This window comes from Stappia sp. MMSF_3263 (assembly GCF_030733745.1).
Taxonomy (GTDB): domain Bacteria; phylum Pseudomonadota; class Alphaproteobacteria; order Rhizobiales; family Stappiaceae; genus Stappia.
This window is the reverse complement of sequence record NZ_JASHIK010000009.1, coordinates 130,575-152,579: the sequence shown is the minus strand read 5'-3', so window position 1 is coordinate 152,579 and position 22,005 is coordinate 130,575. Positions and strand designations below refer to the sequence as shown.

General features: G+C 68.2%; 18 protein-coding genes and 1 tRNA gene. 7 read left to right on the top strand and 12 right to left on the bottom strand.

Translation table 11 applies throughout. The annotated features are described in order from the left end of the window. Positions 1–126: 126 nt before the first annotated feature. Together RBB46_RS12065 and pabB are read left to right on the top strand one after the other, a co-directional pair. Positions 127–1,125, top strand: a complete 999-nt coding sequence (locus RBB46_RS12065; RefSeq protein ID WP_306029231.1) for a bifunctional 2-polyprenyl-6-hydroxyphenol methylase/3-demethylubiquinol 3-O-methyltransferase UbiG — start codon at positions 127–129, stop codon at positions 1,123–1,125. A 373-nt stretch (positions 1,126–1,498) separates the two neighbouring features. Further along, positions 1,499–3,334 carry an aminodeoxychorismate synthase component I gene (gene pabB, locus RBB46_RS12060; protein WP_306029230.1) on the top strand — a complete coding sequence of 612 codons (1,836 nt, stop codon included), beginning with the start codon at positions 1,499–1,501 and terminating at the stop codon, positions 3,332–3,334. Here pabB and RBB46_RS12055 read toward each other — a convergent pair. From RBB46_RS12055 to hemP, 5 genes are all read right to left on the bottom strand, one after another. Continuing rightward, positions 3,262–4,110, bottom strand: coding sequence for a nucleotidyltransferase family protein (locus tag RBB46_RS12055; protein ID WP_336623159.1), 849 nt, complete (start codon positions 4,108–4,110; stop codon positions 3,262–3,264). The genes pabB and RBB46_RS12055 overlap by 73 nt on opposite strands. 748 nt (positions 4,111–4,858) lie before the next feature. Continuing rightward, complete coding sequence (gene pheT, locus RBB46_RS12050) at positions 4,859–7,279, bottom strand: phenylalanine--tRNA ligase subunit beta (RefSeq protein ID WP_306029229.1); 2,421 nt, start codon at positions 7,277–7,279, stop codon at positions 4,859–4,861. 58 nt (positions 7,280–7,337) lie between these two features. After that, entirely contained in the window at positions 7,338–8,006 is a 669-nt protein-coding gene (locus RBB46_RS12045; protein ID WP_306029228.1) for a phenylalanyl-tRNA synthetase subunit alpha, read from the bottom strand. Further along, complete coding sequence (gene pheS, locus RBB46_RS12040) at positions 8,003–9,085, bottom strand: phenylalanine--tRNA ligase subunit alpha (protein ID WP_306029227.1); 1,083 nt, start codon at positions 9,083–9,085, stop codon at positions 8,003–8,005. The genes RBB46_RS12045 and pheS overlap by 4 nt, the downstream gene beginning before the upstream one ends. Positions 9,086–9,580: 495 nt before the next feature. Continuing rightward, positions 9,581–9,802 (bottom strand): hemin uptake protein HemP, encoded by a 222-nt coding sequence (gene hemP, locus RBB46_RS12035; RefSeq protein ID WP_306029226.1) that lies wholly within the window; start codon positions 9,800–9,802, stop codon positions 9,581–9,583. A 328-nt stretch (positions 9,803–10,130) separates the two neighbouring features. Between hemP and RBB46_RS12030 the strand changes: the two genes are divergently transcribed. From RBB46_RS12030 to argS, 4 genes are all read left to right on the top strand, one after another. Then, a complete protein-coding gene (locus RBB46_RS12030; protein WP_306029225.1) occupies positions 10,131–11,423 on the top strand; it encodes a DUF2325 domain-containing protein in 1,293 nt (430 codons plus the stop codon). Beyond that, a complete protein-coding gene (locus RBB46_RS12025) occupies positions 11,423–11,737 on the top strand; it encodes an antibiotic biosynthesis monooxygenase (protein WP_306029224.1) in 315 nt (104 codons plus the stop codon). Before RBB46_RS12030 ends, RBB46_RS12025 begins: the two co-directional genes overlap by 1 nt. Positions 11,738–11,886: 149 nt before the next feature. Further along, a complete protein-coding gene (gene mtnA, locus RBB46_RS12020; RefSeq protein WP_306029223.1) occupies positions 11,887–12,990 on the top strand; it encodes an S-methyl-5-thioribose-1-phosphate isomerase in 1,104 nt (367 codons plus the stop codon). Positions 12,991–13,080: 90 nt separating this feature from the next. Further along, positions 13,081–14,964, top strand: coding sequence for an arginine--tRNA ligase (gene argS, locus RBB46_RS12015; protein ID WP_306029222.1), 1,884 nt, complete (start codon positions 13,081–13,083; stop codon positions 14,962–14,964). Positions 14,965–15,142: 178 nt separating this feature from the next. On the opposite strand, the gene RBB46_RS12010 is transcribed toward argS, so the two are convergent. The 6 genes from RBB46_RS12010 to RBB46_RS11985 all read right to left on the bottom strand — a co-directional run bounded on the left by RBB46_RS12010 (position 15,143) and on the right by RBB46_RS11985 (position 20,252). Next, positions 15,143–15,484, bottom strand: coding sequence for a hypothetical protein (locus RBB46_RS12010; RefSeq protein WP_306029221.1), 342 nt, complete (start codon positions 15,482–15,484; stop codon positions 15,143–15,145). A 135-nt stretch (positions 15,485–15,619) separates the two neighbouring features. Further along, positions 15,620–15,807: transfer RNA gene (locus RBB46_RS12005), tRNA-Pro, on the bottom strand. Positions 15,808–15,827: 20 nt separating this feature from the next. Further along, positions 15,828–16,586: a class I SAM-dependent methyltransferase gene (locus RBB46_RS12000; protein WP_306029220.1), complete on the bottom strand. Its 759-nt coding sequence runs from the start codon at positions 16,584–16,586 to the stop codon at positions 15,828–15,830. Continuing rightward, positions 16,583–17,749 (bottom strand): saccharopine dehydrogenase NADP-binding domain-containing protein, encoded by a 1,167-nt coding sequence (locus tag RBB46_RS11995; protein ID WP_306029219.1) that lies wholly within the window; start codon positions 17,747–17,749, stop codon positions 16,583–16,585. The genes RBB46_RS12000 and RBB46_RS11995 overlap by 4 nt, the downstream gene beginning before the upstream one ends. Next, positions 17,743–18,765 (bottom strand): TIGR01459 family HAD-type hydrolase, encoded by a 1,023-nt coding sequence (locus RBB46_RS11990; RefSeq protein ID WP_306029218.1) that lies wholly within the window; start codon positions 18,763–18,765, stop codon positions 17,743–17,745. The genes RBB46_RS11995 and RBB46_RS11990 overlap by 7 nt, the downstream gene beginning before the upstream one ends. After that, positions 18,762–20,252, bottom strand: coding sequence for an aminotransferase class I/II-fold pyridoxal phosphate-dependent enzyme (locus RBB46_RS11985; protein WP_306029217.1), 1,491 nt, complete (start codon positions 20,250–20,252; stop codon positions 18,762–18,764). The genes RBB46_RS11990 and RBB46_RS11985 overlap by 4 nt, the downstream gene beginning before the upstream one ends. A gap of 252 nt (positions 20,253–20,504) precedes the next feature. Between RBB46_RS11985 and RBB46_RS11980 the strand changes: the two genes are divergently transcribed. Continuing rightward, positions 20,505–21,560: a dipeptidase gene (locus tag RBB46_RS11980; RefSeq protein WP_306029216.1), complete on the top strand. Its 1,056-nt coding sequence runs from the start codon at positions 20,505–20,507 to the stop codon at positions 21,558–21,560. A gap of 78 nt (positions 21,561–21,638) precedes the next feature. Here RBB46_RS11980 and RBB46_RS11975 read toward each other — a convergent pair whose 3' ends face one another. After that, positions 21,639–21,935, bottom strand: a complete 297-nt coding sequence (locus tag RBB46_RS11975) for a hypothetical protein (RefSeq protein ID WP_306029215.1) — start codon at positions 21,933–21,935, stop codon at positions 21,639–21,641. Positions 21,936–22,005 lie beyond the last annotated feature (70 nt).

Genomic DNA, 22,005 nt, shown 5'->3' with positions numbered 1-22,005 from the left:
AGGCTTGACCCGCCAGTTGGAACGGCGCCGACGCAGGAATGGTTCCCTGCGGTGTTTACTTCCCGGAGAAACTTACTAGGGTCCCTCCGGGCTGATATTGTGAAAAAACGGGAAACTGGGGGCGACATGGCAGATAATCCGGATGTGGGGCTGACGCTCGACGGCGAGCAGGCCTGCAGCATTTGCCATGGACACGAGCGAAAGGTCGTGTCGCGCATCGGCCGCGGCTTCGAAAAGCTCACCACGGTGATCTGCACCGGCTGCGGTCTTCTGCAAAGCCACCCGATGCCGACCGCGGCGGAGCTGGAGCGCTTCTATGCGGTCGATTACCGCAAGAAATACAAGTCCACCTACGAGCCGAAGCTGAAACATGTCTATCGCTATGCGCCGGGGGCGTATCAGCGGGTGGCGCAGCTCGCAGCACTGGCCGGCCCCGAACAGCGCCGTTTCCTGGACATCGGCTCGGGCAGCGGCGAGATCCTCTACATGGCGCGCAGGATGGGGTTCGAGGTCACCGGCATCGAACCGAACACCGGCTATGCGCAATACACCCGGACAAAGCTCGACCTGCCGGTGCAGAACTGCAATTACGAGCAGGCCGAGCTGCCGAAGGACCACTTCGACATCCTCAACCTGAACCATGTGCTGGAGCACCTGCCGGACCCCCTCGCCTCGCTGCGCTTCCTCAACGGCCTGCTGCGGCCGGGCGGTATATTGTGCGTGGCGGTGCCGGACATCGCCCATACCAGCCACGCGCCCTGGACCCGGTTCCACTACGCCCATGTGCACAATTTCAACCATGACACGCTGAAGGCCATGGTGCTGAAATCGGGCTTCGAGCTGTTGCCCGAAAGCACCGGCAGCACGACGCTGATCGTCCGCAAGACCGGCGCGGCGTTCTGCGACATGCCGCGACCGATGGAAGAAAACTATCGCCGGCTTTGGTCCAGCCTGACGGCATCGACCTCCGTTGCCGGCCATGTGGCGAGCCGGCGCGGGATCGGACGGTTCGTGGGCAAGCTCTACCGCTACCCCAAGGAATATATCCTGGCGAAGACCCACGGCTCGCCGCGCGCCATTCTCGACCATGTCTTCAAGCGGATGGACGCGGCCCGCAGGCCGTAGCGACGGCAAGGACGCATATGCACCGCGCCCCGTCGCGCCGGCGCCTTTGCAACGCAGGCCAACTGCACTAGGACGTGAACTCATAATTCTGGCGAGAAACGGTATGAGGGAACGGGACTGGATACCAGGAGCAAACCCGCAGGAAACCGACCGGTTTTCAAGGGGGTGCGACGCCGTTGCCAGCCCGTTCTCTCATACCCGGAGGGCGCCCGTCCGGCTTCGACCCGCGGCGTCAGACCGCTTGACCGGGGTCCCGCCCCGGCCATCGCGGCCTTTCTGGCGGATCATTGCCGGACCGGACGCCGTTTCCGGCACAATTATGAGTCCACGTCCTAAGAGACGACCCGAGGGGCAGGGCTTGCAGGTTCATCCAATGGACGAGACATCGAAGACCGCCGGAACAGGGCTTGTCCTCGTCGACGCGATCGCCGGCGAGGCGCTGGTCTTTCCGCCGCCGCGCGAAGTGCTCGCCTGCCGCGATGTCGGCGAGGTGGAGGAGACATTGCGGCGGGCCGAGAAAGCCGCCCGCGCAGGCGCCCATGTCGCCGGCTTTCTTGCCTATGAGGCCGGGTTCGCCTTCGAGGAGAAACTCCTCCCCCTTGCCCCTTCCGATCCCGCCCTGCCGCTGGTCTGGCTGGGCCTGCACGCGGCGCCCGCGCGGCTGCCGATGGCGGACGCGCTCGCCCGGCTCCTGGAGGAGGAAAGCGGCGACGCGGACCGTGAGGAGACCTGCGCCGAGATCGACGGTTTCGACATGTCGCGGGCGGACTATGACGCGGCCTTCGCCGCCGTGCGCGACCATCTGGCCAAGGGCGACATCTACCAGGCCAACCTGACGATGCGGGCGCAGGGGCGCTGGCGCGGCAGCCTCGCCCGCCTGTTCGCCCGGCTGATCGCCGCCCAGCCGGTCGGCCACGCCGCCTTCCTGCGGCTCGACGGCACTACGCTCCTGTCGCTGTCGCCGGAGCTGTTTCTCGAGCGACGCGGCTCCCGCCTCCTGACCCGGCCGATGAAGGGCACGGCGCGGCGCGGCGCGAGCGCTGCCGAGGACCGGGCGATCGCCGCCGAACTTGCCCGCGATCCGAAATCCCGGGCCGAGAACGTGATGATCGTCGACCTGATGCGCAACGACCTGTCGCGCATTGCCGAAACCGGCAGCGTCCAGGTTCCGCGCCTGTTCGAGGTCGAACCCTACGCGACGCTGTTCCAGATGACCTCGAGCGTGGAGGCGCGGGTACCGGCGGAAACCGGCTTTGCCGAGTGCATGCGCCAGCTGTTTCCCTGCGGCTCGATCACCGGCGCACCGAAACTGTCGGCGATGCAGATCATCCACCGGCTGGAAAGGGGCCCGCGCGGCGCCTATACGGGTGCCATCGGGCACCTGGAGCCCTCCGGCGACTTCCGTTTCAACGTGGCGATCCGCACCATGGTCGCGCAGGACGACGGGCGGTTCGAGATGGGCGCCGGCTCAGGTCTTGTCTTCGATTCCGCCGCCAGTCCCGAATATGACGAATGCCGGCTGAAGCTCGCCTTCCTGGAGCGGCCGGCGCCCGGTTTCTCCCTGTTCGAGACGATGGCCTGGCATCCGGGCGAGAGCGAGGGGCTTGCCGGCTACCTGCTGCTTGAACGCCACCTGGAGCGCATGGCGACGAGCGCCGCGCGGCTCGGCTTCGCCTTCGACAGGAGCGCGGCGGAGCGGCTGCTCGCCCGGCACGCGGAAGGCTTTGCCGCGGCGCGCCGGGTGAAACTGACGCTCGATCCGCACGGCGGCCTGCACCTCGAGGCGCGCGAGATGCCGCCGGCGCCGTTGCGCTGGAAGGTGGCGCTTGCCGATGTCGCGGTCGATGCCGGCGACCCCCTGCTTGCCCACAAGACGACGCGGCGAGCGCTATATGACGACACGCGCGCGCGTCTTGCCGGCGAGAACGGCTGCGACGAGGTGCTGTTCGTCAACCGGGACGGGTACCTGACGGAAGGGAGCTTCACCAACCTCTTCATCGCCCGGAACGGGCGGCTGCTGACGCCCGCGCTCAGGCACGGCCTGTTGCCCGGCACGCTGCGCGCCGCACTGATCGACAGCGGACGTGCCTACGAGGCGGATCTCAGGGTGGAAGACCTGGAAGGCGCCGGACGCATCTACCTCGGCAACTCGCTGCGCGGGCTGGTCGAAAGCGTCATCCAGTCGCGCTTGCGCGAGGCCGCCGAATGAGGCGCGGCCGCTTCGCCTGAGGGGGTGGCCATGCCTGACCCCCGCACCTTCGGCGCCACCGGCCCGGGCGTGGCATCGCCTGCCGCCGCCGGCCAGGGCGTGGCATCGCCTGCGGCCGCCGGCCAGGGCACGATCTCGATCTCCGGCCAGGCGGCCTTCATCCTGACCGCCTTTTCCATGTAGGTGGCGGCGTTGTCGAGCACCGGATTGGGCACCAGCCGCATGGCGAAGATGTCGGCAAGGCCGAAGGGCGCGGCGATCGACAGGCGCCCGTCCGCCTCCAACCGAACCGCGACCGCGTGGGTACGGGCAGCGTAGTTGAGCAGGGCCGCATCGGTGCAGGGCAGGCGCGGATAGGCGGTGCCGTGCTTTTCCCGGAACCAGAGATGGACGCGGGCCTGGTTGCGAATCTCCAGCGGCGCCGGCAGGCCCGCGAACAGCGGCCGGGCGCGGGTGATGACCCGATCCTCCGCCTCGTAGCTGGTGTCGCCGTCGAAATAGATGAGATCGAGATCCTTGATGCCGTATCCGGCCGGGCGGCGGGTCAACGCGTTCCAGACCGTCTGGTAGATCGCGCCGCTGGCCAGCCGCCAGTCGGGCAGCGTCAGGCGGCGCGCGGTCTTCAGAACCTGCATCACCACCGGGTCCATGCGCAGGATCAGTTCCAGCACGCGCCGCCGGTCGTCCTCGCCGGTCAGGGCCGGATCGCCAAGCGTCGTGCGCCCGAAGGCAAGACCGGGGCCCCGGTCAACCGCCGCAGCCTGCGCCGCCGTCATCTGATCCCCTCGTCACTCGCGCCGCCTCGCGCAACGCACACCCCCTGCCCGACAGGATGCGGGCTCATCGCGCGCGGTGCAAGCCTCCCGAGCGAGACGCCGGAAGCCGAACCGCAACCGGCTCCGACGCTTCGCTCATTGACGGCAACGCGTCTCCGCCGGTTGCTCAACCCACGCCCTACGGCGTAACAGACACAATCGAGGCTCCAATCGCCGCTGGATGACAGTTCAGTGGCAGGTCAAGAGGATCAAGATTTTTGGAAATCTTCAGGAACTCTCTTCTGTGGGCCATGGTTGCGTTTGCCTTGGCTATCTATGCCGGTTATCTGCACCTCCAAATTTGGGACACGAGAGGCGTGAACGGATTTTTGACCGCCTACAATGGCCTCCTAAGGGATGCGGCTGAAATCTCCTGCGTCCAGAAAAACTCGGTCATTGAAATATCCAAAAGAAATAAGTGGAGAATTGATAACAACATTCATGAATGGCGTCTGGATTCCGGTCAATCACAAGAATACATTGATGAATTAGAAAACGACCCCTATTCCATGCGTATATACATAAATCCAGAAATGCCGTTTTCCAAAGAACCTGGGGTCGTTTTTCGATTCAATTCCAGAGGGTGCTTGGAAAGTAGAAGGTAAATTAAACAGGCAGCACAAAAAGACGCAGGAAAGCTCTCCCGCGCCCTTTTGTTCGCTTTTTCCAGGGCTCCGCGTGCCCGGTCGTTTCGGTTGGCGGCGCGGCGTCAGCCGCGCAAGGTACCGCCGGTCGCCTTTTCCACCGCGGCGCGGATCCTGGCGCCGACCGCGTCGATCTCCTCCTCGGTCAGCGTGCGCTGGCGCGGCTGCAGGGTGACATCGATGGCCATCGACTTGGCGCCTTCCGCAACGCCGGCGCCGCGATAGACGTCGAACAGCGTCACGTCGACGATCAGCGCCTTGTCGGCGCCCCGCGCTGCCTTGATCAGCCGGTCGGCGGTCACCGCCTCGTCGACGACGAAGGCGAAGTCGCGGCGCACCGGCATCAGGTCGGAGGCCTCGAAGGCGCCCTTGGAGCGCCCCGCCTTGGCCTTGGGCTGCGGCACGGCGTCCAGATAGACCTCGAAGACGGCGAGCCGGCCATCGAGATCGAGAGCCCTGGCAACGCGCGGATGCAGCTCGCCGAAGCGGGCAAGCACCGTCTTGGGCCCAAGACGCAATTCGCCCGACCGGCCCGGATGCAGCCACGACGGGGCTTCGGCGAAGACCATCAGCTTGTCGACCGGCGCGCCGATGGCGGCCAGCGCGGCTTCCGCATCGGCGCGGGCGTCGAAGACGTCCACCTGCGGCGCATTGCCCGACCAGTGGCGGTCCGACCCGGTCATGCCCGCGGTGCCGCGGCGCACGCCGGCGGCAACCATCGACTGGCCCTGCGGCGTGTCGTCGGCGAAGACCTGGCCGACTTCGAACAGCGCCACATCGGCATAGCCGCGATCGGCATTGCGCTGGGCGGCGGCCGCCAGACCCGGCACCAGGCTCGGGCGCATGTCGGACATGTCGGCAGAGATCGGGTTGGCCAGTTCCAGAAGGCGCGTACCGCCGCCGAAGGCTTCCGCCTGGGCGCGCGAGATGAAGGACCAGGTGACCGCTTCCTTCATGCCGCGAACGGCAAGCGCGCGGCGCGCCTGCGAGCGGCGCGTCTGGCCCGGCGTCAGCACGCGGCCCGAAACGCTTTCAAGGCGCGGCAGAGGCGTCGAGACGACCTTGTCGAGGCCGACGATGCGCACGACCTCCTCGACCAGATCGGCCTTGCCGTGCACGTCCGGGCGCCAGGAAGGCGGCGCAACCTTGACCGTGCCGCCACTGCCGGTGACCCAGAAGCCGAGCCGCGTCAGCACGCCCTTGATCTCGGCGTCCGAGACGGAAAGACCGGTCAGCCGCTTCACCTCGGAGAAGGGGAAATCGATGCTGCGGTCGGTCTCCGGGACCTTGCCGGCCACCGAAATCTCGCTCGGCGTGCCGCCGCACATGTCCATGACCAGCCCGGTGGCGAGTTCGACGCCGGGCACGCAGAAGGCCGGATCGACGCCGCGCTCGAACCGGTAGCGGGCATCGGTGCTGATGCCGAGCTTGCGACCGGTGCGGGCGATGTTGGTGTCGTCCCACAGGGCGGATTCGATCAGCACGTCGGTGGTTTCCTCCGTGCAGCCGGAAAGCTCGCCGCCCATGATGCCGGCCAGGGATTCCAGTCCGTTCTCGTCGGAAATGACGCAGATCGTCTCGTCGACCTTGTAGGTCCTGCCATCAAGCGCCAGCAGCTCCTCGCCCTCGCGGCCGCGGCGCACGACGAGATCGCCCTTGACCTTGGCGGCATCGAAGACGTGCAAGGGACGGCCGCGATCGAAGGTGACGTAGTTGGTGATGTCGACGAGCGCGTTGATCGGGCGCAGGCCGATCGCCTTCAGCCGCTTCTGCATCCAGTCCGGCGACGGGCCGTTCCTGACGCCGCGCACCAGGCGCAGGGCGAAGGCCGGGCAGAGCGGCGGCGTGTCGCCGAACTCGAGCCGCACCGTGACCGGGCAAGGCCCTTCGCCGGCAATCTGCGCCGGACGGTTCTCCTTGAGCTTGCCGAGGCCGACGGCGGCAAGGTCGCGGGCGATACCGGCAACACCCGTGCAGTCGGGGCGATTCGGTGTCAGGCCGATCTCGATGACCGGATCGTCGAGCCCGGCCCATTGCGCATAGGATGCGCCGACCGGCGCGTCGGGGCCAAGGTCGATGATGCCGTCATGCGAATCGGAGAGCTCCAGCTCGCGCTCGGAGCACATCATGCCGAAGCTTTCGACATCCCGGATCTTGCCGACCGACAGCGTCACGTCGATGCCGGGGACATAGTCGCCCGGCCGGGCCAGAACGCCGACCAGGCCGGCGCGGGCATTGGGCGCCCCGCAGACGATCTGCAACGGCGCCTCGCCGTTGCCGGCATCGACGGTGAGCACCTTCAGCCGGTCGGCATTGGGGTGCTGCCTGGCGTCGACGACCCTGGCGATGGTGAAGGGTTTCAGCCGGTCGGCCGGGCTGGCGACATCCTCGACCTCGAGGCCGACGCGGGTCAGCGTCTCGACGATCTCGTCGAGGCTCGCGTCGGTCTCCAGGTGTTCCTTCAGCCAGGAGAGGGTGAACTTCATGGTCTTGGTCTCTTCGTGTCTTGCAGCCACGGGCGCCGGCCGGCGCGGGCGCGAGCGATCAGTTCGTCGGGGTGAAGCGGTCGAGATCGGGGACGATGGAGGCATCGCCGTAGCTCGTGGCGAAGCGCACGCCGATCTGGTACAGCCGGTCCGTCCAGCGGCGGATCTGCGCGTCGTCGAGCAGGCGGCCGCCGGCAATCGCGTGCGAGGCCTCGACCTCGATCTGGTCGCGCAACAGGCCGAGCTCCAGCATCGTCGCGTCCTCGGCCCGATACTTGTCGAGCCAGCCGAGCGTCATCGTCGCGGCCATCACCAGCACGGCGGCGGCGGAGGTGACCGACGACCACTTGGCAATGCCGGTGATGCGCCGTTCGCTGACCACCAGCAACATTGTCGCGATCGACAGGAAGGCAACGATGGCGACCGCGGTCAGGAAGCTCTCGTAATTGCTCTCGGCATTCACTTCCTGGCTGGCGCGCAGGGTGGTGATCCGGTCGCGCAGGTAGAGAACCGCGTCGGCCTGCGGGCCGAGTGCATCGCGAAAGTAGGCATCGCAATAGCGCAGCCGGCCGCGCTCGATGGTCTTGTCGGCGCAGACCTCGACGAAGGAGGCCGGCGTGCCCGTGCCTTGCGCGGCGGCCGGCAGGGCCGAGGCTGCGGGCGCGAGAAGAAGCGCGAGCAGCACGAGCAGGCGGCCGGCACGCGAAAGTGTCAGGACAGCGCTCATCGCGACAGGCCTCCGAACAGGGTCGGCAGGTCGAGCGGGCGAAAGCCGTAATGCTCGATCCAGCGGATATCGGCGTCGAAGAAGGCACGCAGGTCCGGCATGCCGTATTTCAACATGGCGATGCGGTCGATGCCCATGCCCCAGGCGAAGCCCTGGTAGACATCCGGATCGAGGCCGCAATTGCGGATGACATTGGGATGGACCATGCCGCAGCCGAGAATTTCCAGCCAGTCGTTGCCCTCGCCGATCTTCACCTCGTTACCGGAGCGGTCGCAGCCGATATCGACCTCCATCGACGGCTCGGTGAAAGGGAAGAAGGAAGGACGGAAGCGCATCTTGATCTCGTCGACCTCGAAGAACGCCTTGCAGAACTCCTCCAGGATCCATTTCAGGTGGCCGATATGGCTGCCCTTGTCGATGACCAGGCCCTCGACCTGGTGGAACATCGGCGTGTGGGTCTGGTCGCTGTCGCAGCGATAGGTGCGCCCGGGCGTGATGACGCGGATCGGCGGCTCCTGCGACATCATCGTGCGGACCTGGACCGGCGAGGTGTGGGTGCGCAGCAGCATCCGCTCGCCGTCCTCCTTCGGATGCAGGAAAAACGTGTCGTGCATCTCGCGCGCGGGATGGTCCGGCGGGAAATTGAGCTGAGTGAAGTTGAGATGGTCGGTCTCGATGTCCGGGCCTTCGGCGATGGAAAAGCCCATGTCGGCGAAGATCGCGGTAAGCTCGTCGACGACCTGGCTCACCGGATGGATGCGCCCGGCTTCCGCCGGTGCGGCGCGCAGCGGCAGGGTGACGTCGACGCGCTCGGACTGCAGGCGGGCGTCGAGAGCGGCTTCCTGCAGGATGTCGCGGCGGGCGGCGAGCGCGTCGGTGACGCGGGTCTTGAGGCCGTTGATCGCCGGCCCCATCTCGCGGCGTTCCTCGGGCGAGAGAGCGCCCAGCGTCTTCAGCTTCTCGGAGACCGAGCCCTTCTTGCCAAGGGCGGCGACGCGCACCTCCTCCAGCTCGGCTTCGGAGGACGCGGCGGCGACGGCCGCGAGAATCGCAGTTTCAAGGGATTGCAGTTCGGACATGGCACCGTCGGACTTGGCGGCGCGCGGCCGGCTTGCCGGCGCGGCACGTTGACAGGGAGTTGAGGTCTTTTAGCAGACTTTCAGCCGGTTTCCAGCGGCAGCGCTCAGGCTTGCGCGGAACCGGCGGGGGCGGGAGAGCGCCCGGGGTCAGGTGCGTCTAAATCGTCCGCAGGCGGGGCCCTGCGCCAGGGCGCGGGCCGGCGGGAGGACGCATGCGGCCGGGCGCGGCACGGCGATTGTTCCGCCCTGCGCGATGCGCGGCGCGCGCCTCATTTCCCGGAAGTGGACGAGGGAGATCCTCACGTCTGTTCCTGCCTGTTGCCGACAACGGGATCAAGTCCTGCCAGATCGACCGGCCAAAGGCAAGCGGCAGCGCCGCCGCGCGCGCGGACCGAGGGTGGAGAAGCGGCCCGCGCCCGCGCCGCGAGGGGCGCGGGCCGTTTCCTGCCGGCGCGGGGAAGAGGCTTCGGTCAGGCACGCGGGACCAGGTCGGACCTATTTGGTCAGGAGCAGTTTCTCGAAACGGGTGATCGACAAGCGATAGACCATGTCCTTGTGGCGGATATGCACCTCGCGGGCCCCCTGGAAGAGGACGGAGCTGTCCAGCTCCAGCGGCGCGGCCTGCTGCTGCGCGGCCTTGGGCAGGGTCAGGGTGCGCTGCGTGGTGCGCGGCCGCCGGTAGAGCGTGGCATGGGCGTGGTTGGGCGTCTGTGTCATGATCGTCTTGCTCCTTCGATCGCGTGACGGGCGAGCGCGTGGCCGGCCGGCGCGCCGTCCCGCGCCTCCGGCCTGTGATCCGGACGAGGCGCGACGGCGCGTGGTTTGGAACCGCTCTAAACTTGCGAACCGTTCGCAAGATTATTCTTGACTCAAATACTCATGTTTTATAGCAAAGGCAATGTCCGTTTCGCCTCTCGCTGTGCCCGGGGAGAGCGCTACGGAGATCCAAGCGCCAGCAAGCCACCCGTCAACTCCCTCGACGGTCAGCAAGCCACGCTCTTGCAAGGACGATCATTTCCAACTCTTCGGGAAGGCCCTCGGCCCCATGTGTGCCAGACATCAGGACTTGCGGCAGGCAATCCAGGACGCGGTCGCAGCCGAGGCGGCGGCGACCCGCGACACAGGCGCGGCCGGGCCCTGCGCCGCCAGGCGGCGCATCGCGCTGTGGGACCAGGGCGACAGCGTGCACTGCTCGATCGTGGGCACCTGCGCCAGCGTCGACGACCTGCGCCGGGTGGCGCGCAAGACCGGCATCGAGGTGGCTCCCGACACGCCCGACTATGACGTGCACGGCCATTTCGTGCGCCTTTCGACCACCGATTGCGCCTTTTCCCGCGCCTTCCAGAAACTGCTCGACAGCCGCTTCGAGGGTGCCCTGCGCCGGGTCGGGCGGGCGCGCGACGCCGCCGCGCTCGACGCCCTGTGGAGCGAGATGTGCGAACGCGGCCAGGTGGCGCCGGCCTATTGGGCCTTCATGACACATGCGCATGTTCCCGCGAGCCTGAGGGCCAGGATCTTCGGCGAAGTGCATATGTGGTCGCATCTGGCGGGCGCCTCCTTCCGGCGCAAGAACGAGGAAGCGACGGCGCTGCGCGACCAGCTCCAGGAGACCGACGAGCGCGCCAGGCGGGTCGAGGCCGGCCTGCGCGCGGCCCTCCTCGCCCGCGACAAGGAGATCGCGGACTTGCGCGAGGCGGTGGCGCGGCTGCGCGCCGACCGCCTTCAGGACGCGGCCGAGACATCGGAGACGGCAACCGTCGACGGCGAGGCGCTGCGGCGGCGGCTCGACAAGACCGGACGGGCGCTGCAATCGGCAAGGGTGCGCGCCCGCATGGCCGAAGCGCGGCTGCGCGAGATCGAGAACGGGCCCGGACGCCGGGGCCAGGCGGGCACGGCCGCAACCGAGGCGGCACCCACGCCGCGATCGCCGGTCGCCAGTCCCGTGCGTATCGAAACAGGCCCGCTGCCGCCGGCGGCGGGCGAGCGCCCCCGGGCCATTCTCTATGTTGGCGGCATGCACGGCCACCGCGACCGGCTGCGTGGCATCGCCGAGGCCTTCAACGCCACCTTCCTGCATCACGACGGCGGCGTGGAGGATGCCCCGCAGCGCCTCGACCACCTGCTGCCGTCGGTCGACTGCGTCTTCTGCCCTGTGAACTGCGTCAGCCATGATGCCTGCCTCCGGGCCAAGAAGATCTGCCAGAAGCTCAACAAGCCCTTCGTGCCCTTGCGCAGCACCGGCCAGACCGCCTTCCGCAAGGCGTTGCAGACCCTTGTGGGAGCGGATGTCCGGGACCAGATGGCAAGGGACGACACCACCCCGGGGGAGACTGCCTGATGTACATCGCCATGAACCGGTTTCGCGTGAAGCTCGGCAACGAGGACGCTTTCGAGGAGGTCTGGCGCAACCGCGAGCGGCGGCTGTCCGAGATGGACGGTTTCGTCGAGTTCCAGCTGTTGAAAGGCCCGGAGCGCGAGGATCATACGCTCTACGCCTCGCACACGGTCTGGCGCGACAAGGACACGTTCCTCGCCTGGACCAAGAGCCAGGCCTTTCGCGACGCCCACAAGAATGCCGGCGGCAACAAGCCGCTCTACCTTGGCCCGCCGGAGTTCGAAGGCTTCGAGGCGGTGATCAGCGAGACCGCCTGAGCGGCATCCGGGCGGTGGCATCCGGGCAGCGGAACGACAACCCTGGCCTTTCCGACTGCACGCGAAAGTTGCGCGGGCGGACGTTCCGTCCACGCCGCCATCCGTGATAGGGTCCGCATCTCCCGAAGACGAGACACGGATCCGAGCCCATGAAGATCGACGGCACGCCCTATCGCTCCATCTGGCCGGTTGCCACCGGCGAGGCGGTGCGCATCATCGACCAGACCCGCCTGCCGCACGAATTCCTGACGGTGGATCTCGTCTCGCTGGAGGATGCGGCGACCGCGATCCGCGACATGTGGGTGCGCGGCGCGCCGCTGATCGGGGCGACCGCCGCCTACGGCATGGGGCTGGCGCTGCATCGCGACGCGTCGGACGCGGCCCTGGAGAAGGCCTATGCGACGCTGATCGCGACCCGGCCGACGGCGGTCAACCTGCGCTGGGCGCTCGATGCCCTGCGCAATCGCCTGATGCCGCTCGCCCCGGGCGAACGGGCCGCCGCGGCCTGGCAGCAGGCCGGCGAGATCTGCGAGGAGGACGTCGCCGTCAACCACGCCATCGGCGGGCACGCACTGACCATCATCCGCAAGATCGCCGCCCGCAAGCCGGCCGGCGAGCCGGTCAACATCCTCACTCATTGCAATGCCGGATGGCTTGCCACCGTCGACTGGGGCACGGCAACCTCGCCCATGTACCAGGCGCATGATGCGGGCGTGCCCGTGCATGTGTTCGTCGACGAGACCCGCCCGCGCAACCAGGGCGCCGGGCTGACCGCCTGGGAACTGGGCCGGCACGGGGTGCCGCACACGCTCGTCGTCGACAATGCCGGCGGCCACCTGATGCAGCACGGCCTGGTCGACATGGTGATCGTGGGGACCGACCGCACCACCGCCACCGGCGATGTCTGCAACAAGATCGGCACCTATCTGAAGGCCCTCGCCGCTCATGACAATGGCGTGCCCTTCTATGTCGCCCTGCCCTCCTCGACCATCGACTGGACCGTGAGCGACGGCCTCAGGGAAATCCCCATCGAGGAACGCTCGGGCCGCGAAGTGACGCATCTGCAAGGCCGCACGGAGGACGGACGGATCGAGACCATTCTGATCACCCCGGAGACGACGCCGGCCGCCAATCCGGCCTTCGACGTCACCCCGGCGCGGCTTGTGACCGGGCTGATCACCGAACGCGGCATCTGCGCGGCGAGCGCCGACGGGCTGGCCGGCCTCTTCCCCGAGCGCGCGGCGGCCGCCTGAAGTTCGGAGGGGCGCGGTTGCGGCGCCCTTGATTAAACATCCGATAGTTGCAACTCTCGGCTTCGTATCCACCCTTGGCGGAGCCGGGCCATGCGAAGCGACACGACACCGGAAGCCGGACCCGAGGCGCCCGTTCCCGGGCACGCTTTGCCCGCACGCCTTCTTCCCGGCGACCTGAGCGCACGGATCGAGACCCTGCTCGACCGGGTCGCGCCCGGCATCGACCGCCAGACGGATTTCCGCCGGAGCCCCCAAGGCGCCGCCGACGGGTCGGTGATCTTTCGCGGCCGGCTCGACAAGGCGACAGGCAGGGCGGTGCTTGCCGAGGTCGAGGCAGATCCGCTGGTGGAGAGCGCAAGGCTTTCCGGCAACCGGCTGACGCTGCGCTTTGCCGCCGCCGTGTTCGACGCCTTGCTGGCCGGCTTGCGGGCCGATCCCGCCGACCCGCTGCGCCTTTCCGCGACGGCCAAGGGCATGCGGATCTCCGTCGATTTTCTCGACCCCAACGCCAACAAGGCCCTGCATGTGGGGCATTTGCGCAACGCAGCGCTCGGCCACGCGCTCGCCAGCCTGTGGCAGGCCCGCGGCGCAAGCGTTGTCCGGCAAAGCGTCGTCTGCGACATCGGTCGCAACATCGCCGAGGCGATGGCCGGGCTGATCGCGGCCGGTGCGGAGGAGCTGCTGGCGCGCCCGACACGGCTCGACCGCGACCTCGGCGGGCTCTACGGCGCCTATGTCGCCGCACAGGCCGGACAGACCAGACAGGCCGAACAGGCCGACCCGGGCCGTGGTCAGGATCATCGCCAAGGCCAGGGCGAGGGAGAGGTGGCGCTCGCCGACCAGCCGATCGCCCGCGAACTGACGGTGAACGGCGATGCCGCCGACGATGTCCTGGCGCGGTGGAGGGGGCAAGACCCCGCGACACTCGCCTTGTGGCGGCGGATGATCGAACGGGTTCTGGGTGACCAGGCGAAAACACTGAGCCGGCTTGGCATCGGCTTCGACCGGACCTTGCTGGAATCCGCCGCGGTGCCCGGATGCGCGCGGCTGGGCACGGAGATCCTGAGCGCCGGGCTCGGCAGCGCCGACGCGGCCGGCATCGTCCTTGAGACCGGGCGCGAGGACTATCCGCGCTGCCCCCTGACCCGCAGCGACGGCTTCGCCACCGAACACCTGCGTGCCCTCGTCCTGTGGCGGGACGAGGCGCTGGCGGCGGGTGCGAAACCGGACGAGATGCCCGACCGCTTGATCCATGTGATGGGCGAGGAATGGCTGGTCTCCTCGGAAATCCGCATCGAAACCCTGCGCCGGCTTGGCGCGGGCACGCTGTTCGACCACTATCGGATGGTGGCGCACCAGCTGGTTCGCGTCGCCGGCTCCGACATGAAATCAAGCGCCGGCAACGCGATCCTGATCGACGACCTGATCGACGCGCTCGAGCGCGCCATGCCCGCCGACCTTGCCGTCCTGTCTCCGGCGAGCCGGCGAATGGCACTCGTGGCGGCCGCGCTTCTCCCCTTTCTCCTTGCCGAGACCGGCACGACGCTCGACATCGACCTGGCCGCACTCGCCGACGGGGCAGCGAACCCAGGATGGGCAGTGGCGCGTCTTGCCGCCAGTGGCAGCGGGGGTGCTGCCGGAGGAAACACGACGACGCCCGAGGCACGCTTCGCGCTCTTGCAAGGCGAACGGCTGCGCCGGGTCGTGCTGCAGGCGTGCGAGCGCGACGATCCGGTGGCGGTGGCGCGGTTCCTTCAGCGGCTTGCCGAGCCGGGGGAGGAGACGGGAAACCGGGATCGGACGGGGGAGGAGATGGCGCGGGGCGTTCTCGCCCGGCTGACGGCCGCGGGGCTCGCGGTCCTGGGGATCGGCGGTGGTGACGGGGAACCCGGCCGCGCCGGACAGGACCGCGCGCAGCAGCCGGTTTCAGGTGCCAGTGTCAGGCAGGGGCCTCAAGATACGGGGCGGCACTGACCCGCGCGACGAGGCGACCGCGGAAGCGGCCCAAAGGCCTGCCTCCCGCGGCGCCGTGTTCTACAGGGCATCATTTCCAGGGCATCTTTCCAGGGCATCATGTGCACGTCCGTAATCCGAAAGCGTTCCGGTGCGGCGGGTCCGGGCGGCAGGGCCACCGTCTTCCGCCTGCCTGCGATCAGCGGGCTGGAACGGCTTCGAACCTGGCGAGTGCGCCGGCGACGACTGGTGCCGCGCTGGCGATTGGCGCCGCATCACGCGCCAGTGGATGCGCCGCTGGTACCGACAGATCATCAAGATCTGCAGCTGGTACGCTCAGTGGCACGCCAAGCGGTGGAGCACCGGCTGGCACGCCCTTGCCCGCTGGAACAGCGGGTGGAGCAGCCAGTTTTGGCATCGCGGCTGGCAAGCCAGACGCTGGCACGGATCGCTGCGCCATTGGAGCAGCGGTTTCGGAGAGACGCGAGCTCGTCAGTGCGAGCGCGGCCTTGATCTCGCGAATGGCCATCACTTTGTCCATGATTTTCACCTCCTTTCCTTTCCATGGCTGGAAATCTCCGGGTCTCGACCGGCAATGGCCGGGAAACCCCACGGGCCGGCCGCGCATGACGGCCGGCCCGCATAGTCCTGGTTCCGGCGGCAATGCCGGAAAAAATGGCGCACCCGACGGGACTCGAACCCGCACCTACCAACTCCCAAAGCTGGTGCTCTTAAGCCGCATTTAGTCCGCCGTTCCGGGATCCGGGTCGGGGTGGAATGACGATGCCCTGGTGAAATCATTCCCCAGTCGCCAGGCCTTCCAGGCGTTCCGCTGCAGCATTTCACCGGTTAAGCTACGGATGCATTCGTGAACCTTTTCTGTTTCACAACAAAGGTTTGCGGGCGACGAACACGACATTCTCGCGCCCGTCGAGCGCGATGTAGTCGGGCGTCCCGGCCCGGTTGAAGAACTGCGCCTCCTCGACCTCGAGGCCGGCCTCGCGCGCCGAGCGCGACAGCACGGCGGGATCGAGCAGGTGCAGGAAATCCGGCAGTTCGGCGATTGTCGGGTCGTCCGAACGGGCATGCAGGTCATGGCATTCGCCGGGCCAGTCGAGACCGGCCGCGACATTGGCCTCGTAAGCGGGAATGAAACCGCGAATATTGGCCGAATAGGGCGACCCCGACATGGACAGGAACCGGCCACCCGGCGCCAGCCAGCGAAAGATGCTGGCGAACCCGGCGTCGATCTCCTCACCCTTGAGGAAATTGAGCAGGTTGGACGCATGGACGAGGGCAAGGCTGCCATCATCGAAATCGAGCCCGGCCGGAAATGCGCCGGGAGCAAGCCGAAGCCGGTCGCTCGTGCCCGGCGGCGCGTTGCGCGCCGTCTCCTCCAGGTGGAGGGGATCGATGTCGTTGGCGATCACCGTGGCGCCGGCCGCCAGCGCCGCATGGGCGGCGACCCCGAAGGCGCAGCCGAGATCGAGAACCGGAAGCCTCGCCTCGCCGGCAAGCTGCGCGAAGCGGGCGTTGATCTCGTTCAGACGCGTCGTCGTGCGGCCGCGCCGATTGGCGGTGACCAGGCTTTCGCCCACGGCTCCGGACGGCAGGTCCTTGCGGCTTTCGGCGGCGGAATTCATGCCCGCGCTCCCTCGACCGGCACGCCATGGCGGGCCGCATAGGCGGTGTAGCGGGCCTGCAGGTCGCCGACCCAGTCGTCGACTTCGTCGACATGCATGCGGGCGCAATCATAGCCGAACGCCTCGCGCAGGACCGCCATTTCCGGCTCGCCATAGACGATGGTCCCGTCCGGACGGATCTCGGTGATGCCTTCCACCGTCTGACCTTCGAGATTGACGCGGATGGCATCGTCCCGGTCCAGACCCTCCGGCAGCGCCAGCTCCACCCGGCCGCGCCCCACGCGGGCCGGGTAGCCGCCGGGCAGCGCGTTCGGCCCCGGCACATGCATCAGCCGGTCGCCATCGGCGCGGGCCAGCGCGCTGACCACCGCCGCGACGCCGGAGGCGGCGACGATCTGGCCGGTAATGCCGCGCACCCGGCGAAACTCCCCGGTGACGCTGGCGAACAGCGCCGTATGGTCGAGCTCATCGGTCACTTCGCGGTCCCCGTCCATCACCCGCAGCCAGTAGGGCGCGGTGCCGGGAGATCCGTGGGAGGAGATCGCGTTGCAAGCGACATGATGGGCGACGAAGACGAGATCAAGATCAGTGCGCTCGCGGCCGAGCTGGCGGGCGGCGGCCCGGGTCAGGGTCGGCACGATGTTGGCGATGTTGCCCCCACCCACCAGCGGCGCGAGACCGACGGTGGCAAGCGCCGGATTGACCGCGTCGGGGAAGGAGGCGTTGACGACCGGCACGGAGCTGCCGGCGGCGCGCATCGCCCGCATAAGAGCGCGCGCGGTGGCCAGGTGATTGGGCAGCCAGGGGCCGATCTTCGCCTGCTCGAGACGCTTGTGGCACTCACCGGGAAGCTGCGAGATGCGCCAGAAGGTCTGCACACTGGTGGCGTTGACGACAATGTCGGGATCGACCTGCGCGATCAGCGCCGCGCAGCGGTCGGTCTGGGTCACGTCGCAGGGGACGGCGACGACATCCGGCTGGTGGCCGAGACAGAGCGCCGAGGTGATGGTCAGGTTGGCCCGCTCGTTGAGCCGGGCGGCGTTGCGCGCGGCGACGACGATGCGAAAGCGATCGTCCATGCGCGCCAGCAGGTCGCAGACCTGCCCGCCGATGACGCCGGCGCCGAAGACGAGAACGGTCGCACGCGGATGCTGGTCTACCATTTGAGCGCCTCCATGACATGGTCGGGCCTGATGCCCGTTTCCTCGATAAGGCCGGCAAGCCCGCCGGCGCAGAGCGCGCCTCCCGGGCCCGGATGCAGGGTGGCGGCATGCGAGCCTTCCTTGCTGACCAGTAGTGTCCGGGCGCCCAGCGCGGCGGCGCCCGCAATGTCGGTCGTCAGCGTGTCGCCGATCATCAGCGCCTCGCCGGCGGGAACCCGCCCGGCAAGCGCCAGGCCCGCGTCGAACACCGCCCGCCCCGGCTTGCCGAAGACACTGACCGTCCCGGCCGGGTCTTGGCCGGGCACCCGGTAGGCATCGGCGAGTATTCCGATGCCGGCATACAGGCGGCCGGCGAGGCGCACCCGCCGGTCGGCATTGGTGAGGATCATCGGCAGCCGCCGGCCGGCGGCATGGCGCAGGATTTCAAGGGTTGGCGTATCGGGACGCTCCTGCCCGAGGGGCACAGCCCCGTCGAGCTCGCCGAGAATGCCGACGCCCAGGACGAGGTCGGCCGCATCCGGGTCATCCGTCTCCGCCAGCCCTGCCGCCGCCGCCCAGTGCCCGCCCGGCTGATGACCGAGCACCAGCGCGCGAAGCTGGGGACTGCCCTGCAGCCGGCGCGGTTCGCTCAAGGCCCGCACGTGGTGGAAGGCCAGCTCGCCGCCGGTGACGATGGCATCGAAGTGCGTCTCGCCGATGCCCTGGACCGCAAGCATCGCGGCAAGCTCACCCGAGCGGCGCGAGGTGTTGGAGACGAGCACGACCGGAACCCCGAGGGCGCGGGCGGTCGCAACAGCCTCAAGCGCCCGGGGAAAGGCTCTCGTCCCGTCCGTCAGGACACCCCAGACATCGACCAGAAGTGCGCGTGGCGCACGGCCGGCAGCGGGCTCGCCCTGTCCGTGAGCAAAGAGCCCGCGCAGCCCCGCGACACGTCGTGGCAGCACGTCAGGCCATAGCAAGCCGGTCGGCGCCGGTGACGGAACGGAGGTCGGACGCTGCAGGCCGGCGCCGGTCATGACACGGCTCCCGCATGCGCGGCGCCATCGCCCGGTACCCTCTCGCGGCGCTGCGCGGGGCGTGCCACCCTCGCCGGGCGGGCCGGGGTCAGCAGACGCAGCAGGGCCGGCTCGATGCGCTCGGCGAAAGCCTCCGCGATCTCCTCCCGCCCCCTGGCGAAACCTTCGTCGAAGGCGCGTTCCTGCGCATCGCCCCAGCCGGCGGGCGGATCGATCTCGAAGCCGCGCGAGGCCGCATATGTGTGCCTGGTGCCGAGCGAGGCGACATTGGCGCGCAGCTTGAGCCCGTCGAAGCCGTGCGACAGGGCGGGCGCGAAGGCGACGCCGGCCTCGCGCAGGAAGAAGGACGTGAGGTCGGCCCCGTCGACCAGCTCGGCGCCGTCGGGCCCCGCATGCCCCTCAAGGCCCGGAAACTCGATCAGCAACGAATGGCCGGCAGTGACCGGATGGCCGATCTCGACCACCGGAGCGGTGCTCCCCGTCGCCCGGCGCAAACGCGCATCGAGGCTGCCGACAAGTTCCTCCACAAGGGCGATGCGGTCGCGGCATTCCGCGACATTGCGGTGGATGAAGCGTGCCGGCGCCTGCAGCGCGCCGAGCGCGGCCGCCTTGCCGACATGCGGCAGGCTGGCGGAGGAGGAGGTGATGAAGTCCTTCAGCGCCGCGATCATCCAGGCCGGCCCGCAGCCCCAGCCGATGCGCAGGTTGGCAAGGCAATGCAGCTTGCTGGCGCCGGCGACCGTCAGGCAGCGGGACCCGGCCCGCGTTGCCGCCAGCCGCGCCCGGTGCGCCGCCGGATCATGCTCGGACCCGGCGAAGAGCGCATCCTCGAGCGCGATCATGCCATGGGTCAGCAGCACGTCGGCGATGGCCTCGAGCTCGGGTCGGGAATAGACCGCGCCTGTCATGGTCGGGTTGAACAGCAGCAGGACCGGTGGCAGCTCGGCCCGGTGCCCGGCGAGGAACCGCGCCAGCGCCTCGGCGCTCAGCTTGTAGTCGCGCGAGCGCTCGCCGGGCACGACATGCAGGGTGCGCCGGAGATAGGCGCACCAGCCGGCGAGCGGATGGTAGAAGCCCGGAGCCGTGACGACTTCCGCCCCCTCCCGGGTCGCCAGCGCAAGGGCCGCGACGATCAGCCGGGTCGAGCCGGCATCGAGAACGACTTCGCCGGCAAAGCTTTCGGGAACCCCGTTGCGGACGAATTCATCGCGGATCGCTGTTTCCAGATCGGGAAAGGATCGCAGGAACATGTAGTTCTCGATCGGACTGCCATGCGCGTCCGCGATCGCGCCCAGCGCCGCACGTACCGCGCCGTGCCAGGGACGGCGCACCCCCTCGCCATGAGCAAAGGAGACCACGCCGGCATCGAACATGCCCGGAGAGCAGGGAAAACCTGCCTCGTCCACCCCCATCAGGGCTTGGCGGGCACGTTGCAGTTTTCGATAGGTTTCACCCTGAGGAGGGTCGGCCAGTCGCTCGACGAACATGCCATCACCCAATGCGCTGTAAAATTTATATACTGCAACTGTTCTCACAATCTCATCATGAACCTTAGGGAATTGCAACCTCAAAGTGCATTTTTAATTATTATGCAATTAATAATAATTATGGGCATGAAGACACGCGCGCCCCCTTCATGGGCCGTCACACCGGCTCTTGCCAGCCGCGAAGGCGGCGGCGACACTCCGGCCACGCCAACGTGTGCAGGCCCGCGGGCCCGAACGACAAGGATCTCCCGAATGGTGGCTGCTCCCGTCCCCGTCTTCGACGGACATAACGACACCTTGCTGAAGCTGGAACTGGGTGCCGGGACACCGCGCGAACGCTCCTTTTTCGAGCACGCCTCGCGCGACCATATCGACCTGCCCCGGGCGCGGGCCGGCGGTTTTGCCGGCGGGCTCTTCGCCATGTATGTGCCCTCACGCCTCGGCGAGGGGGTGAACCTGCGCTACGACCCGCAGGATCCGGCCAATTTCGCAGAAGTCCAACAGCCCGCCGCCCTCGCCTTCACGCTGCGCATGGCCGCAAGGGCGTTCAGGCTGGAACGCGACTCCGGCGGCGATATCACCATCTGCCGCAACGCGGATGCCATCCGCGCGGCGATGGCAGCAGGGTCGCTGGCCATGGTGCTGCATATCGAGGGGGCGGAGGCGATCGACCCGGACTTCATCGCCCTGGACGTGCTGCACGCCGCCGGCCTGCGCTCGCTCGGCCCGGTGTGGAGCCGCTCCAACGTCTTCGGCCACGGCGCGCCGATGGCCTGCCCGGCCTCACCCGACAGCGGGCCCGGACTGACCGACGCGGGCAAGGAGCTGGTGCGCGCCTGCAACCGGCTGAAGATCATGATCGACCTGTCGCACCTCACCGAGAAAGGCTTCTGGGACGTCGCGGCCCTGAGCGACCGGCCGCTGGTCGCCTCGCATTCCAACGCCCATGCGGTCTGCCCGTCGGCGCGCAACCTCACGGACAGGCAGCTCGACGCCATCGCCGAAAGCGGCGGCCTTGCAGGCCTGAATTTCCATGTCGCGTTCCTGCGGCCCGACGGTGGCCATCGCGCCGACACGCCGCTCGAGGTCATGGTGCGGCACATGGACCACATGATCGCGCGGCTGGGCGAGGACGGGGTGGCGCTGGGGTCGGATTTCGACGGCTGCCTGGTGCCGCGAGCGATCGCGGACGTCGCCGGGCTGCCGGTGTTGCTGCAGGCTTTTCGCGATGCCGGCTACGGCGAGGAACTGATCCGGAAGATCGCCTGGAGGAACTGGCTGTCGGTGCTGGACAGGACCTGGGCCTGAGTGTCGCAAGTCACCGGGGACGCGGACCCGGCCGTGCCGGAGTCCGGCGAACGCGACAGCCCGGCGAACGCGACCGGATTACTGGTGAAAGGGCAGGCTCGGCGTTTCCGCCTCGATCCGCTCCTCCAGGTATTGCGCGATGCTGGTGGCGACCGCATGCAGCCGGCGCAGCTCCGCCTCGCGCCGGGTCGTGGCCAGCACCTCGCTCGGGCTGCCGCTCCGGGCGCCGTTGCCGAAGCGCCCGGTGCCGCGCACGATGAAGCGATAGGCGGCGCCGTCCGGCGATTTCGGCGTGTGCAGGATGTCGCCGACATGCTGCTCTGCGAAACGCAGGCTGTCATTGAGCGTCGGCAGCGAAGTGACAAAACGGGCCATGACGAACTCTCCCACCCGGTCGCCGCCCCATTTCGCGGCGCCCGAAACTAAAATGGTTAACGAAAAGTTT

Bases quoted from the DNA above. Each gene is read 5' to 3' on its own strand.
- pabB (WP_306029230.1), top strand. From the start codon at position 1,499: ATGGACGAGACATCGAAGACCGCCGGAACAGGGCTTGTCCTCGTCGAC.
- RBB46_RS11975 (WP_306029215.1), bottom strand. From the start codon at position 21,935: ATGGCCCGTTTTGTCACTTCGCTGCCGACGCTCAATGACAGCCTGCGT.
- hemP (WP_306029226.1), bottom strand. From the start codon at position 9,802: ATGACACAGACGCCCAACCACGCCCATGCCACGCTCTACCGGCGGCCG.
- RBB46_RS12010 (WP_306029221.1), bottom strand. From the start codon at position 15,484: ATGGACAAAGTGATGGCCATTCGCGAGATCAAGGCCGCGCTCGCACTG.
- RBB46_RS11985 (WP_306029217.1), bottom strand. From the start codon at position 20,252: ATGTTCGTCGAGCGACTGGCCGACCCTCCTCAGGGTGAAACCTATCGA.
- pheT (WP_306029229.1), bottom strand. From the start codon at position 7,279: ATGAAGTTCACCCTCTCCTGGCTGAAGGAACACCTGGAGACCGACGCG.
- RBB46_RS11995 (WP_306029219.1), bottom strand. From the start codon at position 17,749: ATGGTAGACCAGCATCCGCGTGCGACCGTTCTCGTCTTCGGCGCCGGC.
- RBB46_RS12065 (WP_306029231.1), top strand. From the start codon at position 127: ATGGCAGATAATCCGGATGTGGGGCTGACGCTCGACGGCGAGCAGGCC.
- mtnA (WP_306029223.1), top strand. From the start codon at position 11,887: ATGAAGATCGACGGCACGCCCTATCGCTCCATCTGGCCGGTTGCCACC.
- RBB46_RS12025 (WP_306029224.1), top strand. From the start codon at position 11,423: ATGTACATCGCCATGAACCGGTTTCGCGTGAAGCTCGGCAACGAGGAC.
- RBB46_RS12045 (WP_306029228.1), bottom strand. From the start codon at position 8,006: ATGAGCGCTGTCCTGACACTTTCGCGTGCCGGCCGCCTGCTCGTGCTG.
- RBB46_RS12055 (WP_336623159.1), bottom strand. From the start codon at position 4,110: ATGACGGCGGCGCAGGCTGCGGCGGTTGACCGGGGCCCCGGTCTTGCC.
- RBB46_RS11980 (WP_306029216.1), top strand. From the start codon at position 20,505: ATGGTGGCTGCTCCCGTCCCCGTCTTCGACGGACATAACGACACCTTG.
- pheS (WP_306029227.1), bottom strand. From the start codon at position 9,085: ATGTCCGAACTGCAATCCCTTGAAACTGCGATTCTCGCGGCCGTCGCC.
- RBB46_RS12030 (WP_306029225.1), top strand. From the start codon at position 10,131: ATGTGTGCCAGACATCAGGACTTGCGGCAGGCAATCCAGGACGCGGTC.
- RBB46_RS12000 (WP_306029220.1), bottom strand. From the start codon at position 16,586: ATGAATTCCGCCGCCGAAAGCCGCAAGGACCTGCCGTCCGGAGCCGTG.
- argS (WP_306029222.1), top strand. From the start codon at position 13,081: ATGCGAAGCGACACGACACCGGAAGCCGGACCCGAGGCGCCCGTTCCC.
- RBB46_RS11990 (WP_306029218.1), bottom strand. From the start codon at position 18,765: ATGACCGGCGCCGGCCTGCAGCGTCCGACCTCCGTTCCGTCACCGGCG.